Origin of the sequence: Massilia sp. X63 (assembly GCF_041023745.1) — a bacterium.
Taxonomy (GTDB): domain Bacteria; phylum Pseudomonadota; class Gammaproteobacteria; order Burkholderiales; family Burkholderiaceae_D; genus Telluria.
In genome coordinates this window covers 65,667-80,464 of the sequence record NZ_JBFTEF010000018.1, presented here as the reverse complement: position 1 = coordinate 80,464, position 14,798 = coordinate 65,667, and the positions used below count along the sequence as shown (strand labels likewise).

Sequence of the window (14,798 nt, the reverse complement as noted above, 5' to 3'; positions counted from 1 at the left end):
CTACAATCGACAGAGGCTGCATCAAACCTTGAGCTATCAAACACCGGTCGCCGTCGAATCAGCATTTCGTGTGCTTAATTAAGATGTCCGGGAAATCCGGACCACCTCAGGTCTGACATTCGGACACAAGCTCTGCTGTAATGAAGGCTCGGACCGTTGCCGCTGAAACACACGGGGTGTAGACTTGCCATTCACACTACGAGGCATCCCATGTCGATTCGCACTGCATTCCATCCTTCCCTGCCCCTGCTGGTCGCCGCCCTTGCCGTGGCGCTGACCGTCGCCGGCTGCAAGCGCGCCGAGCGCGAAACGCCGAAACCGGCGCCGGCCGCGGTCAAGGAAGCGCCGGCACGCAGCAAGGAACAGGCGATGGCCGCCCTGCTGGCCGTGCCCGAACTCAAGGCCTGGTCCGAGCAGATCGAAAAGCGCTCGAAGGGCAAGGCCCACGGCGCCGTCATCGAGGACGATCCGACCCCGCGCGAGATCAACGGCAAGAAGTACTACCAGCTCACCTTCGTCGAGAACCGCGCCGACGACGTGCGCCGCCGCGAGAGCTTCCTGGTCGCCCAGCAGGGCGACGAGATCCTGGTGGAAGACCCGGAGACCGACACCCGCCAGAGCCTGCAGGACTGGCGCCGCAACATCGAGCGGGTGCAGCTCAAGAGCGCCGACTGAACCGCCCTTTCCCGGCAACGATGCCGCGCACGCCGCTGACCATCCTGCTGGTCGAAGACCATCCGACCATCGCGCGCCAGGTGGCGGCCTTCCTCGACGGACTCGGATGGCAGACCGACCATGCCGGCACCGGAACCCTCGCCATCGAACTCGCCACGCGCGATGCCTACGACGTGGTGGTGCTGGACCTGAACCTTCCCGATATCGACGGACTGGCCGTCTGCCGTGCGATCAAGGCGCGCGCGCCGCGCAACCTGCCGGTGTTGATGCTGACCGCCCGCGACGCCTTCGAGGACAAGGCGCGCGGCTTTCACGAAGGCGCCGACGACTACCTGACCAAGCCCTTCGACCTGCGCGAACTGGCGCTGCGCTGCGAAGCGCTGGCGCGGCGCGGCCAGCTGCACGTGGAGCAGGAAATGCGCGTCGGCCCCTTGCGCCTGCTGACACGCGAGATGCGCGTGCTGTACCGGGACGAAGCGGTGGCGCTGACCCAGACCGGCTTTCGCATCCTGCTCAGGCTATGCATGGACTACCCGCGCGCGGTGTCGCGTTCAAACCTGGTGCAGCACGTCTGGGGCGCCAACCCGCCCGACAGCGACGCCCTCAAGTCGCATATCTACGCGCTGCGCCGGCAGCTCGAACGCGCCGGCGGACCGGACATGATCGCGACCATTCCCCAGCTCGGCTACCGGCTGGCCCTGGACGCGGACGGCAATGAATAAATCGATCCGGCAGCGCCTGTTTGCCGCGCTGGCCGGCTTCGCGCTGCTGATCTGCGTCTGCTACACCGGCCTGGCGCTGGTCATTGCCTACGTCACCGAAGACATGCTGGTCGAACGCCTGCTGGAACGGGAAGCGGCGGCCATCGCCGCGCACTTCCGCAGCCACGGCGAGGTGCCTCCCGCCAACAGCGACCTGGTGCGGGTGATCGGCGGCTACGCCCTGCTGCCGGCCGTGGTGCGCCGCCAGGCCGGCCCCGGCGACGCGCGCGCCGAAGTCTTCACCTCCACCGGCCAGCACTACCACCTGCGCGCGCTCGACCTGCCATCCGGCGGCGCGGTGCGGCGCCTGTACCTGCTGGCCGATGTCGCGCCGCTGCTGGTGGTGTCGAAGCTGATCCAGGAAGTCGGCGGCGTGCTGATCTTCGTGGCGCTGGCGCTGATCGGCTTGGCCCTGCTGCTGGCCTGGCGGCTGTCGCGGCGGCTGGTGGAGCCGCTGCGGCTGCTGGCCCACGAAGTGCGCAAGCTGGCGCCCGGCGAGCCGCCGCGGTTCAGCGCGCGCCGGCGCCCGGACGAAATCGGCTACCTGGCCGAGCGCCTCGGCAGCAGCATCGCGGCGCTGCAGGCCGCCCTGCGGCGCGAGCATGCATTCACGCGCGACGTCAGCCACGAGTTGCGCACGCCACTGACCGTCATGCACAACACGCTCGGCCTGGCCCATGCCCGGCCGCTCGACGCCCGCGACGTGGCGGAGCTGCAGGCATCGCTCGACGAGATCCGCGGCGTCGTCGACGTGCTGTTCGCGCTGGCGCGTGCCGGACACATCGACACCGAGCTGCTCGACCTGCGCGCCTGCATCGAACAGGGCCTGCTGCGGCTGGCCGAAGAAGGCTGGGACAGCGCCGGCCTGCAGCTCGACCTGCCGGAGCGGCTGATGGCAAGCGGCAACCGCCAACTGGCCGGCCTCTTGATCAACAACTGCCTGGCCAACGCCCTGTTCCATGGCGGTCCCGCCACCCGCCTGTCGATCGTCTTCGCCGACGGCGCCCTGAGCATCGCCAACAGCATCGACGGCGGGCGGCCGCGCCGGGTGCAGGGTTTCCGGCACGGCCAGGACCTGCTGCTGCGGATCGCGCAGGCCATGTGCTGGGAACTGCGCTTCGAATCGGACGCGGCGGCCTACCGGGTCGCGATCGTTCCGCAAGCGCTGGCGCCGGGATTGCGCTGAAGCGCCAAGAATCCGGAAAATTTCACCACGATTTCACCGGCCGCTTCCTAAGCTGTGCGCTCTTTCCACTTCGCGCATGTCGCGCCCACGCAGCATGAAAAACCTGATCAGCTTCGTCCTCCTGGCCTGCCTGTCCCTGCCCGCGCTGGCGCAGGTGAAGTCCCTCGTCCACAAGGACGAAAAGCGGCGCTACCTCGTGTACACCCCGGCTTCGTACGCCAGCCAGCCGCAGAAGAACTTCCCGGTGGTGTTCAACTTTCACGGGGGCGGCATGAGCATGGCCGAGCAGATGCTCTACACGCAGATGAACCGGGCCGCCGACCGCCACGGCTTCATCGTGGTCTACCCGCGCGGCATCAAGGACGACTGGAACGTCGGCTTCGGCATGTCCTACCTCGAAGGCAGCGACGACATCGGCTTCACCGAAGCGCTGCTGGCCCGGCTCAAGACCGACTACCGCGTGGACGCCGCGCGCGTGTATGCGACCGGGCTGTCGCGCGGCGGCTTCTTCGCGCTGCGCATCGCGGCCGAGCTGCCGCAGCTGTTCGCCGCCGTCGCCTCGGTCGGCGCGCCGATGCCGGAACCGGTGGTGCAGCATCACGGCAAGGGCGGCGCGGCCGGCAAAGTGGGCGTGCTGCTGGTGCACGGCACCGCGGACCAGGTGGTCGCCTACGCAGGTAAAGAGAACAAGGGGAGCGGCTACCTGTCGGCCCAGGACACGTATGCCTACTGGCTCAGGCACAACGGCCTGGAAGGGGCCGCGGCCGAGCGCCGCCGCATCGATGCCGATCCGGCCGACGGCACCGAGGTGAGCTGGCTGGAACAGGGCGACGGGACGCATCGCGTGGCGCTGGCCACGATCAAGGAAGGCGGCCACACCTGGCCGGGCGCCGACCCGTTCAACGTCGGCCTGCCGATCGGGAAGACGACCCGCGACATCGACGCCAACGAAGCGATCTGGCAGTTCTTCAGCAGGCACCGCCGCTGACTGGCCTACCGCCGGCCAAGGAACATGGGTCTCATAAATGACCTGCCGGTAGCATATTCATGCTTCACTCCGGCAGGCATTGGCGGCTTTGCCACACTCGCGGCAACACGGTTTGACTTTTTGCTATATAGAAACTTAAATAGCCGTTTTTCGATCAAATTATCAGCCATGGCAGACTATCGCGGTACCGACGCCAACGATTCCATCGACCAGGACAAACTCGGCATCCCGGGCGGAAGCAACATTTACGGCGGCAAAGGCGACGACACGATCATCGTCTCCGCCGGCACCGTCCTCGGCGAGGAAGGCAACGACACCATTACTGCCCTGCAAGCATGGGCTGGCGTCGCCTATTGGACCTCACCCAGCGGCATCAAGGTCAACCTGGCGACCGGCGTCGCGCAGGACGGCTACGGCACCGTCGATAAGCTGATCAATGTTCGCACCATCCAGGATTCGGGTCACAGCGACGAGATCGTGGGCAGCAGCGCCTCGGAAGAATTCTGGCTCAGCAGCGGCTCGGACCGCGTCACCGGCGGCGGTGGGCAGGACACGGTCAAGTACTGGGAACTCAAGCCGTCCGAGGTAAAGCTGAGCTATTCGCGCGCCACCGACACGTTCACCGTGGTCAAGCAGGGGCTCTACAAGACCGGCACCGACACGCTGCAGGACGTCGACACCATCCAGCTGCTGGGCCCGGGCGGCACCTATGCCCAATACACGCGCGACATGTTCGACGACAGCACCGGCTTCCTGCGCCAGCAGGCGGTCGTGCCGTCGTTTGAAATGTATCACGTGAACCAGCTGCGCACCGGCGATTTCAACGGCGACGGCGTGGGCGACCTGCTGGTCATCCGCACCCGTGGCGACCTGGGAGAAACGGCAGTGCCGCTGCAGATCCTGCTCGGCGACGGCAAAGGGAATTTCAGCGACCAGACCGCCAGCCTTTTCAAGGGCGGCATCCCCTACGTGAACTACGTTCCGCGTATTTTCGCGGCGGACTTCAACAAGGATGGCATCACCGACATCTTCACGCCGGATTTCGGTCTCGACAAACCGCCCTTCCCGGGCGGACAAAATTCGCTGTTCCTGTCGAACAAGGCAAGTGGGCTGTTCGAGAACGCGACAGCCACGCTGCCGCAAGGCCTGAAGCAGAACCACGGCACCTCCCTCGGCGACATCAACCACGACGGCAAAATCGACATCCTGGTCAACGCGCTGCATGAGACGACTGGCAACGCCAACCAGATCCTGATCAACGATGGCGCCGGCCGCTTCACGCCCTCGCAATCGCTGCTGCCGGCCAGCCTGCACCAGGCCGGCTACGATCCGGGCAACACCTGGTCCATGCTACGCGACCTGAACGGCGACGGCTGGGACGACATGGTCCTCGGCACCTGGAAACCGAACCCGAACCCGAGCGTGGTCCTGCTCAACGACGGCAAAGGCAGCTTCGCCAATGCCACGCCGCTGGCCCTGCCCCGCCCCGGAGGCTTCAGCGAGACCGTGATCGGCATCGAAACCATCGACCTGAACGGCGATGCGCTGCCGGACCTGATGCTCAGCATGACCAACGACGGCACCCACGACGAGTTCTACAAGCTCCCCTACATCCAGCTGCTCGTCAACGACGGCAACGGGCGTTTCCACGACGAGACCAGCCTGCGCCTGCCGCAGTCCAAGGACATCCAGGCAAACACCTCCTGGTATCTCTCGACCACGGCGATCGACTTCAATGGCGACGGTTTCCAGGACATCCTGGTGGACGGCATGAATGCATCGTCGTCGCGCGTGTACCTGAATGACGGCACCGGTAAATTCACGCTGGGCTGGAACGGCACGCCCAACCAGCACGTGGTGTCGATGGACGTGAACGGCGACGGCAAGCCCGACCTCGTGGAAGCCACCGCCGCGGGCTTCTCGGTGCTCCTGAACAGCTCCCCCGACCGGATCGGTGCGAGCCAGGTCTACCGATTCGGCGACAACGGCGGCAAGGTCGTGGGCGGCGCAGCGAACGAGACCATCCACAACGGCAAGGGCGCCGACAACGCCGACGGCGGAGCTGGACTCGACAAGATGGTCTTCGGCGGCAAGCGGGCCGACTTCAGCATTGCGAAGTCGGCAACGGGATTCAGCGTTAGCAGCGGCGGCGTCGTGGACACCCTGAGCAATATCGAGCGCCTGGTGTTCAGCGACGGCGCCGTGGCACTCGACATCGACGGTACCGGGGGCCAGACCTACCGCATCTACCAGGCCGCCTTTGCCCGCACCCCCGACCTGGGCGGCGTCGGCTACTGGATGAGCATGATGGACCGCGGCACGTCGCTCAAGACGGTTGCCGAAGGCTTCGTCGCGTCGAAGGAATTCAAGGACCTGTACGGGGCCGCTCCCACCAACCTGGAAATCGTGTCGCGCTTCTACGAGAACGTCCTGCATCGCCCCGGCGAGAAGGCGGGCATCGAGTGGTGGACCGGTCTGCTGGATGCGAACACCCTGACGATCGCGGATGTGCTGGTCGGCTTCAGCGAAAGCGCCGAGAACAAGGCAGCGCTGATCGGCGTGATCGCGGACGGCTTTGCCTATACGCCGTTCGGCTGAGCGTTTCTTCCACTCAGCTGTCCAGATGTGAGATCAGCAGCCGGCGCGCCTCGCTACCCTGGGGCTCGCCATGCTGCGCGTCCACCGAGATCCCCACCGCCAGGATGTCGATCAGCAGCAGCTGCAGGATGCGCGAGATCATCGACAGGAAGCTGGTGCTGTCCTCGGCGTGGTCCACTGCCAGGCACACGCTGGCCTTGCGCGCCAGCGGCGACTGGCTGTTGCTGATGGCGATCACGTCGGCGCCGGCGGCGCGGGCGATGTCTACCGCCTCCAGCAGCTCGGCGATGCTGCCCGAATTCGACACCGCGATGACGACGTCGCCCGGCTGCAGCAGCTCGGCGGCCAGCTTGAACAGGTGCGAGTCGCCGTACAGCGAGGTCGGGATGCGGAAGCGGAAGAACTTGTGCTGCCCGTCCAGCGCCACCGCGCGCGAATTCCCCATCGCGAAGAACTCGACCCGGCGCGCCCGGCTCACCAGTTCGATGGCGCGGTCGAGCGAGCGCACGTCGAGCTGGTCGCGGAAGCGCAGGATCGCCGACACCGTGTTGTCGATCACCTTGGCCGACAGGTCATGGGTGCTGTCGCTGATGCGCACCTGGCTGTGGCGCACGGGAATCGAGCCGGTCAGGCTGCTGGCGAATTTCAGCTTGAAATCGGCCAGGCCCTGGAAGCCGAGCGAGCGGCAGAAACGGATCACGGTCGGCTGGCTGACGTCGGCCAGGCGCGCGATCTCGGCGATCGGTTCGTTGAGCACCAGGCGCGGTTGTTCCAGCACCAGGCTGGCGACGCGCTGCTCGGCCGGGCTCAGGCTGTGGCGCAGCTGGGTCACGCGCTCCATCAGCGTGTTGGCGCCGCTGCGGCCGCGCAGGTGCTCGGCCAGGATGGTGGCGACGCCGTGCAGGGCCGGGTTGGGCGTGGTGATGACGTAGGTGGGGATCTCGGCCAGGTAGTTCGAGAAGCGTCCCTTGGCCTCGAAGCGCGCGCGGAACGGCGATTGCGCGAACCACTCCCCCATGCGCGGCACGATGCCGCCGCCGATGAAGATGCCGCCGAAGGCGCCCAGCGTCACCGCCAGGTTGGCGGCCGCGCCGCCCAGCATGCCGCAGAAGCATTCCAGGGTCTCGAGGCACAGCGGGTCTTGCTGGTCCAGCGCGCAGGCGATGATCTCGGCCGCCTTGCGTGTCGGGGCCTCGACGCCGTTGCGCTCGGCCAGCGCGCGGTGGATGATCTCCATGCCCGGCCCGGAAATCAGGCGTTCGTTCGAGACGTGCTGCCATTCGCGCCAGGCGGTCTGCAGGATGGCGAACTCGCGCTCGTCGGCCGGGGCGAAGTTGACGTGGCCGCCTTCGCTGCCCAGGGTCACGAAGCCGTCGGCGGTCGGGATCACGCCCGAGACGCCCAGGCCGGTGCCCGGGCCCAGCACGCCGATCACGGCGTTCGGCGCCGGCGCGCCCTGCCCCACCTGCATCAGGTCAGCCTGCGCAAATCCGGGGATCGCCATCGCCAGCGCGGTGAAGTCGTTGACGATCAGGAGCGTGCTCAAGCCCAGTTCGCGCCGCACCGCGTCGGTCGAGAACTGCCAGTCGCGGTTGGTCATGCGGACGAAGTCGCCGCTGATCGGGTTGGCCACGGCCAGCGCCGCGTGGTGCAAGCGGAGGTCAGCCTGGTACTGCGCGGCCTGGTGCTGCGCTGCATGGTCCTGCAGGTAGCAGCGCAGCAGCGGCACGATGCCTTCGAAGTCCTCGCACTTGAGCACGCGCACCGCGCTGAACGCGCCGGGCCCGGTCTGCAGCGCCAGGCGCGCGTGGGTGGCGCCGATGTCGGCCAGCAGGCGCGGCCCGTCGGCAAAGGCCGTGCGTGCCGCCTTCTCCCCGAATCGTGCCGCCTCCTGCTGGCCGCCCATTACCTGGCGCCCGCGGGAATGCTGCCGAACCAGGCGCCGTAGGGCGGCAGGCTCAGCTTGCCGCCGGCTGCCTGCCCCGACAGGCCGTGTACCTCGAGCTGGCGTGCGCCTGCGCTATCGGGCCAGTCGAACTGCACTTCGCGGTTCGACAGGTTGAAGGCGGCCAGCACTTCGTCCAGGCCGTCCGCATCGTCCACCTTGCGGCGCAGGGCCAGCACCGGCTCCGGCGCATCGAAGAAGGCGATCTCGCCGCGGGTCAGTTGTGGCATCGTCTTGCGCCAGGCGATGAAGCGGCGCTGGAAGGTCAGCATCGAGTCCGGATCCTGGTCCTGCTGCGCGACGTTGGCGGCGAGGTGCGGCGCGGCCACCGGCAGCCAGGGTTTGCCGGTGGTAAAGCCCGCGTTCGGCGCCTCGCCCGTCCACGGCATCGGCGTGCGGCAGCCGTCGCGGCCCTTGAACTCGGGCCAGAAGGTGATGCCGTAGGGGTCCTGCAGCAATTCGAAAGGCACGTCGGCTTCCGGCAGGGCCAGCTCGTCGCCCTGGTACAGGCAGGGCGTGCCCTTGAGCGAGAGCTGCATCGCCAGCACCAGCTTGGCCAGCGCCGGCGTCGCGGATTGGCCCGGCGCGCCGCCCCAGCGGGTGACCACGCGGATGGCGTCATGGTTGCCCACCGACCAGGAGGCCCAGCCGTCCTTGACGCGTTCCTTGAAGTCCTCGACCTGCTTGCGGACGTGGGCGGCCGTGAATTGCGGCGTCAGCAGGTTGAAGCTGTAGGCCAGGTGCAGCTTGTCGCCGCCTTCGGTGTACTCGGCCATTTGCGCCAGCGCGTCGTCCGAGCTGACTTCGCCGATCGAGACCGCGCCGAATTCGTCGAGCTGGGCACGCACGCGCTGCAGGAAGGCGATGTTCTCGGGCTGGGTCTTGTCGTAGATGTGGGCCTGCATGCCGTAAGGGTTGACGTCCGTGACGGTCGAGGTGTCGCGCACCAGGGCCGGCGGATTGCTGCGCAGCTGGCGGTCATGGAAGTGGAACACGCAGGCGTCCATGCGCACGCCGTCCACGCCGCGCGCCAGCCAGAAACGCTGGGCATCCAGGTGGGCCTGCTGCACGTCCGGATTGTGGAAGTTCAGCTGCGGCTGGCTGGTGAGGAAGTTGTGCATGTAGTACTGCTTGCGGCGCGTGTCCCATTGCCAGGCCGAGCCGCCGAATACCGACAGCCAGTTGTTCGGCGGGCAGCCGTCGGGGAGCGGGTCGGCCCACACGTACCAGTCCGATTTCGGGTTGTCGCGGCTCTTGCGGCTCTCGACGAACCAGGGATGGGTATCGGCGGTGTGCGACATCACCTGGTCGATCATGATCTTCAGCCCCAGGCTGTGCGCCCTGGCGATCAGCCGGTCGAAGTCGTCCAGGGTGCCGAACAGCGGATCGACGTCGCAGTAGTCGGCGATGTCGTAGCCGAAGTCCTTCATCGGCGACTTGAAGAAGGGCGACAGCCAGACGATGTCCACACCCAGGCTGGCGATGTAATCGAGCTTCTCGGTGATGCCGGCCAGGTCGCCCACGCCGTCGCCGTTGGTGTCGAGGAAGCTGCGCGGATACACCTGGTAGATGATGGCTTCTTTCCACCAGTTCGGGTTGTCGGTCGTCGAGATCTGGGTCATGGCTGGTCCGTCCGGAGAGTACTAAATTCTAGGCAATATACATGACGATGGAAAAATTTACAATGCGGCCCGCTCTTCATTAATATGCATTAATTCCTTACTTTTCAATGGCTTAGGATTTTTCCATGTCCATCCGAGGCAACAGATAAGTAGCTAAACTACGAGTCATTGATGTCTTATTTGTTTCTCATTTGTTTCGCCGTCACATTTTTATTGCAAAGTAACTCAGCCTCGGCATAGGATCGCGTCTGTTTCGTTTTTCCGGAAAAGCCATGAACGCTCCAGCCACGAATGAAATCAAGACCGCCGGGCGCATGCCGCGGCAGATCCCCTACATCATCGCCAACGAAGGCTGCGAGCGTTTCAGCTTCTACGGGATGCGCAACATCCTGACGCCCTTCCTGATCTCGACGCTGCTGCTGTTCGTCGCCCAGGAGCACCGCGCCAGCGAAGCCAAGCACGTGTTCCATACCTTCATGATGGGCGTGTACTTCTTCCCGCTGCTGGGCGGCTGGCTGGCCGACCGCTACTTCGGCAAGTACAACACCATCTTCTGGTTCAGCCTGATCTACTGCGCCGGCCACGCCTGCCTCGCCATCTTCGAGCACAGCGTCAACGGCTTCTACTTCGGCCTGTTCCTGATCGCCTTCGGCTCGGGCGGCATCAAGCCGCTGGTGGCCAGCTTCGTGGGCGACCAGTTCGACAAGACCAACAAGGACAAGGCGAAGGTAGTGTTCGACGCCTTCTACTGGATCATCAATTTCGGCTCCTTCTTCGCTTCGCTGCTGATGCCGATCCTCCTGCAGGATTACGGTCCATCGGTCGCGTTCGGCGTGCCGGGCATCCTGATGTTCATCGCCACCATGGTGCTGTGGAGCGGCAAGAAGAAATACGTCCACGTGCCGCCTAGTCCGAGCGATCCGCATTCCTTCCTGCGCGTGGTGCGTACTGCGCTCATGGCGCAGACCTTCCCGGGCCAGGGCCGGCCCGGCCTGGCCGTCGCCGTCGCCGGCCTGGTCGGCGCCTTTGCGGCGCTGCTGCAGACCCCGAGCTGGGGCTTCGTCATCGCCGCCTGCACCGCGCTGGTGCTGCTGCTGGCCTGCGTCGGCATCGGCGCCTCGATGCAGCTGGAGCGCGCCCGCGGCATCCACCCTGACATCGCCGTCGATGGCGTGCGCGCCGTGCTGCGCATCCTGATCGTATTCGCGCTGGTGACCCCGTTCTGGTCGCTGTTCGACCAGAAGGCCTCGACCTGGATCGTACAGGCCAACACCATGTCCACCGAGGTGAACCTGCTGGGCTGGACCTTCGAGGTCATTCCGGCCCAGATGCAGGCGCTCAATCCGCTGCTGGTGATGCTGCTCATCCCCTTCAACAACCTGGTGCTGTTCCCGCTGCTGAGCAAGATGGGCCTGCTGCCGACCGCGCTGCGCCGCATGACCGCCGGCATCGCCTTCTCGGCGCTGGCCTGGATCGTGGTCGGCAACCTGCAGGTGCAGCTCGATGCCGGCGACAGCGTGTCGATCGCCTGGCAGATCCTGCCGTACGCGCTACTGACCCTGGGCGAGGTGCTGGTCTCGGCCACCGGCCTCGAATTCGCCTACAGCCAGGCTCCGGCCTCGATGAAGGGCGTGATCATGGCCTTGTGGTACCTGGCGGTCACCGTCGGCAACCTGTGGGTGCTGATCGTGAACGCCGGCGTGAAGAACGAGGCCGTGATCGCTTACATCGAAAACTCGGGCGTGGGCGTGATCGCCTTCCAGATGTATTTCTTTGCCGCCTTCGCGCTGCTGGCTGCCCTCGCCTTTGGCCTGTACGCCAAGCGCTACAAGATGGTCGACCACTACCGCGCCTGAGCTTCCAGGCGCTTCGCGGGCAGGCGCAGTTGTCCATGCGCCCGCCCTGTTTTACTCCCTTTCGACGCCACGATGACCCGACTCCGTTACGCCGCACTCGCGGCGGCCGCCCTCGCCTCGTCCGCACACGCTGCGGTTCCCCTCGCTACCTGCGACGACCCCTCGTTCCAGCAGGTCCTGTATCCATCCGGCGCCACGCTGGACGCGCGCGCGGTCTGGCTCGACCGCCGGCTCCTGAGCTGGCCCGGCGCCGATGCCGGCACCACCTTCCGCCTCTACCATTCGAGCACGGCGGCCATCGTCGCCAGGCCGGGAGCCAAGGTCGAAGGCGCCGACGGCGCACTGCTGCTCGAGGCCAGCACGGCCAAGCTGCCGGTCCGCTTCAGGTACCTGGCTGCCGGTCCGGTGCTGTCGGTGCGCGCGGCAGACCTGGTGCGCATGCAGGACCTGCACCGCGGCCAGCTGGTGCTGGTGCAGGAAGCGCCGGACGGCAGCGTGCACGCGGCGACGCGCATCCAGGTCGCCGGCGCGCTGGACGATCTCTACGCCGCCGCGGGCAAGCTGTCCGGCCTGGGCGCCACGCCGAAGGGCGGCCGCACGGACTTTCGCCTGTGGGCGCCGACCGCGCGCACGGCGGCGGTCTGCACCTACGACAGCGCCACCGGCAAGGCCAGCGCCGTGCACCAGATGCGCTTCGACGTCCGCACCGGCGCCTGGAACGCGCAGGTCGCGCGCGACCTCTCCGGCAGCTACTACCGCTATGCGGTGGACGTGGCGGTGGACGGCATGGGCCTGGTGCGCAACCTGGTCACCGATCCGTATTCGGTCAGCCTGACGACCGATTCGAAGCGCAGCTACGTCGCCGACCTGGACGCGCCGGCACTCAAGCCCAGGGGCTGGGATGCCACCCGCGCGCCGAATACCGTCAAGGCGCAGACCGACATGGTCATCTACGAGCTGCACGTGCGCGACTTCTCGATCAACGACCCCAGCGTGCCGAAGGAAAAGCGCGGCAAGTACGCCGCCTTCGGCGAAACGAACTCGCACGGCATGCGCCACCTGAAGGCGCTGGCCAGGGCCGGCCTCACCGACATCCACCTGCTGCCGGTGTACGACCTCGGCAGCGTGCCGGAAAAGGATTGCGCGCTACCGCAACCCGCCGGCAGTCCGGACGGCGAGAGCCAGCAGGCGCTCACCCGCCAGACCGCCGATACCGACTGCTTCAACTGGGGCTACGACCCCTACCACTACAACGCGCCGGAAGGCAGCTACGCCACCGATCCTGCCGACGGCGCGCGCCGCATCCTGGAAATGCGCCAGATGGTGATGGACCTGCACCGCGCCGGCCTGCGCGTGGGCCTTGATGTGGTCTACAACCACACCTTCATCGCCGGCCAGAACGAGAAATCGGTGCTCGACCGCGTGGTGCCCGGCTACTACCACCGCCTGAACGCCGTCGGCGCCATCGAGCGCTCGACCTGCTGCGACAACACGGCCACCGAAAACACGATGATGGCCAAGCTGATGATCGACTCGGCCGAGCTGTGGACGCGCCACTACAAGATCGATTCCTTCCGCTTCGACCTGATGGGCCACCAGCCGCGCGCGGCGATGGAACAGCTGCAGAAGCGCGTGGACAAGGCCGCCGGCCGGCGCGTCGAGCTGATCGGCGAAGGCTGGAACTTCGGCGAGGTGGCCGACGGCGCCCGCTTCGTGCAGGCTTCGCAGCTGTCGCTGAACGGCTCCGGCATCGGCACCTTCAGCGACCGCGCGCGCGACGCCGTGCGCGGCGGCTCGGCTGGCGATTCGGGCGAAGCGATGGTGCGCCGCCAGGGCTACATCAATGGCCTGGTGTATGACCCGAATGCGAAGGGCGGGGAACACAAACAGGTGGACCTGCTGCGTACGGCCGACATGATCCGCGTCGGCCTGGCCGGTTCGGTGCGCCCGTATGCCTTCCAGACCTTCGAAGGCAAGCTGCGCAAGCTGGAGGACATCGCCTACGGCAACCAGCCGGCCGGCTATGCCAGCCAGCCGGGCGAAGTGGTGAACTACGTGGAGAACCACGACAACCAGACCCTGTTCGACATCAACGTGCTCAAGCTGCCGTTGAACACGCCGGCCGCCGAGCGCGCCCGCGTGCAGGTGCTGGGCATGGCGATCAATGCCTTCAGCCAGGGCGTGGCGTATTACCACGCCGGCATCGACACGCTGCGCTCGAAGTCGCTCGACAAGAACAGCTTCAATTCGGGCGACTGGTTCAACCGCATCGACTGGACCTACCAGGACAACTACTTCGGCACCGGCCTGCCGCAGCAGGACGACAACGGCAAGGACTGGCCGCTGCTCAAGCCCTACCTGGCCCAGGCCGCCGCGATCAAGCCGGCGCCCGCCGACATCGCCTTCGCACGCGACGCCTTCCGCGACCTGCTGGCCATCCGCGCCAGTTCGACGCTGCTGCGCCTGCGCAGTACCGAGGACATCGTGCAGCGCCTGCGCTTCTTCAACACCGGCCCGCAGCAGCAGGCGGCCGTGCTGGCGGCCTGGATCGACGGCAAGGGCTACCCGGGCGCGAAATTCGCCGGCATCAGCTATCTGGTGAACGTGGACAAGGTGGCGCACACGGTGAGCGACGCTGCGCTGCGCGGCAAGCGCCTGCAGCTGCATCCGGTGCACCGCGCGCCGGGCGCGGCCGACAAGCGCGCCTCCGAGGCACGCTTCGACAGCGCGAGCGGCAGCTTCACGGTACCGCCGCGCACCGCGGTGGTGTTCGTGGCCGAGTGATCGGCGCGGCGCGGCCAACAGCCGCGCAATAGAGGCGATCAGCCCGCCGGGCCAACCAGGCGGGCGATCTCCACCGAGCCCTTTTCGTCGAAGATCGGGCATTCCTCGGCCAGCCGGACCGCCTCGTTGAAGTCGGCGGCGGCAATCACGGAATAGCCCGAGAGCGAGGCGCTGTTGAGTTTCGGGCCGCGCAGGCGGCTCGGCACCTCGACGCCGCTGTGCGACATCGCGCCGCGGTCCACCAGGGCCGAGCCGAGCGCGTCGAACCATGCGGTCCAGCGCTGCGGGTCGTGTTGCGGGCCTTCCGACTCGTCGACGGTCGATCCGCGGTAAACGATCAGGTATCGCTCCATGCCGGCTCCTCTACGGTAATGTTCAGTTCA

Annotated in this window: 10 protein-coding genes; 7 read left to right on the top strand and 3 right to left on the bottom strand. The window is 66.6% G+C overall.

Annotated features, from left to right (window positions below):
- The first annotated feature begins 210 nt into the window (after nt 1–210).
- From AB3347_RS23660 to AB3347_RS23640, 5 genes are all read left to right on the top strand, one after another.
- Nucleotides 211–675, top strand: a complete 465-nt coding sequence (locus tag AB3347_RS23660; RefSeq protein ID WP_369094166.1) for a hypothetical protein — start codon at nt 211–213, stop codon at nt 673–675.
- 20 nt (nt 676–695) lie between these two features.
- Nucleotides 696–1,397 carry a response regulator transcription factor gene (locus AB3347_RS23655; RefSeq protein WP_369094165.1) on the top strand — a complete coding sequence of 234 codons (702 nt, stop codon included), beginning with the start codon at nt 696–698 and terminating at the stop codon, nt 1,395–1,397.
- Nucleotides 1,390–2,622, top strand: a complete 1,233-nt coding sequence (locus AB3347_RS23650) for a sensor histidine kinase (RefSeq protein ID WP_369094164.1) — start codon at nt 1,390–1,392, stop codon at nt 2,620–2,622. Before AB3347_RS23655 ends, AB3347_RS23650 begins: the two co-directional genes overlap by 8 nt.
- Nucleotides 2,623–2,716: 94 nt before the next feature.
- Entirely contained in the window at nt 2,717–3,610 is an 894-nt protein-coding gene (locus tag AB3347_RS23645) for a PHB depolymerase family esterase (protein ID WP_369094163.1), read from the top strand.
- Nucleotides 3,611–3,778: 168 nt separating this feature from the next.
- Nucleotides 3,779–6,208, top strand: coding sequence for an FG-GAP-like repeat-containing protein (locus AB3347_RS23640; RefSeq protein WP_369094162.1), 2,430 nt, complete (start codon nt 3,779–3,781; stop codon nt 6,206–6,208).
- A gap of 13 nt (nt 6,209–6,221) precedes the next feature.
- Here the strand turns inward: AB3347_RS23640 and AB3347_RS23635 are convergent, their stop codons facing one another.
- A complete protein-coding gene (locus AB3347_RS23635; RefSeq protein WP_369094161.1) occupies nt 6,222–8,114 on the bottom strand; it encodes a glucokinase in 1,893 nt (630 codons plus the stop codon).
- On the bottom strand, nt 8,114–9,775 hold the full coding sequence (locus AB3347_RS23630; RefSeq protein ID WP_369094160.1) for an alpha-amylase family glycosyl hydrolase: 1,662 nt from the start codon (nt 9,773–9,775) through the stop codon (nt 8,114–8,116). The genes AB3347_RS23635 and AB3347_RS23630 overlap by 1 nt, the downstream gene beginning before the upstream one ends.
- 314 nt (nt 9,776–10,089) lie before the next feature.
- Between AB3347_RS23630 and AB3347_RS23625 the strand changes: the two genes are divergently transcribed.
- Both AB3347_RS23625 and AB3347_RS23620 read left to right on the top strand, forming a co-directional pair.
- Nucleotides 10,090–11,631, top strand: a complete 1,542-nt coding sequence (locus AB3347_RS23625) for an oligopeptide:H+ symporter (RefSeq protein ID WP_369094168.1) — start codon at nt 10,090–10,092, stop codon at nt 11,629–11,631.
- Nucleotides 11,632–11,703: 72 nt separating this feature from the next.
- On the top strand, nt 11,704–14,415 hold the full coding sequence (locus tag AB3347_RS23620; RefSeq protein ID WP_369094159.1) for an alpha-1,6-glucosidase domain-containing protein: 2,712 nt from the start codon (nt 11,704–11,706) through the stop codon (nt 14,413–14,415).
- A 38-nt stretch (nt 14,416–14,453) separates the two neighbouring features.
- Here the strand turns inward: AB3347_RS23620 and AB3347_RS23615 are convergent, their stop codons facing one another.
- Nucleotides 14,454–14,768 (bottom strand): hypothetical protein, encoded by a 315-nt coding sequence (locus AB3347_RS23615; protein WP_369094158.1) that lies wholly within the window; start codon nt 14,766–14,768, stop codon nt 14,454–14,456.
- Nucleotides 14,769–14,798: the final 30 nt, after the last annotated feature.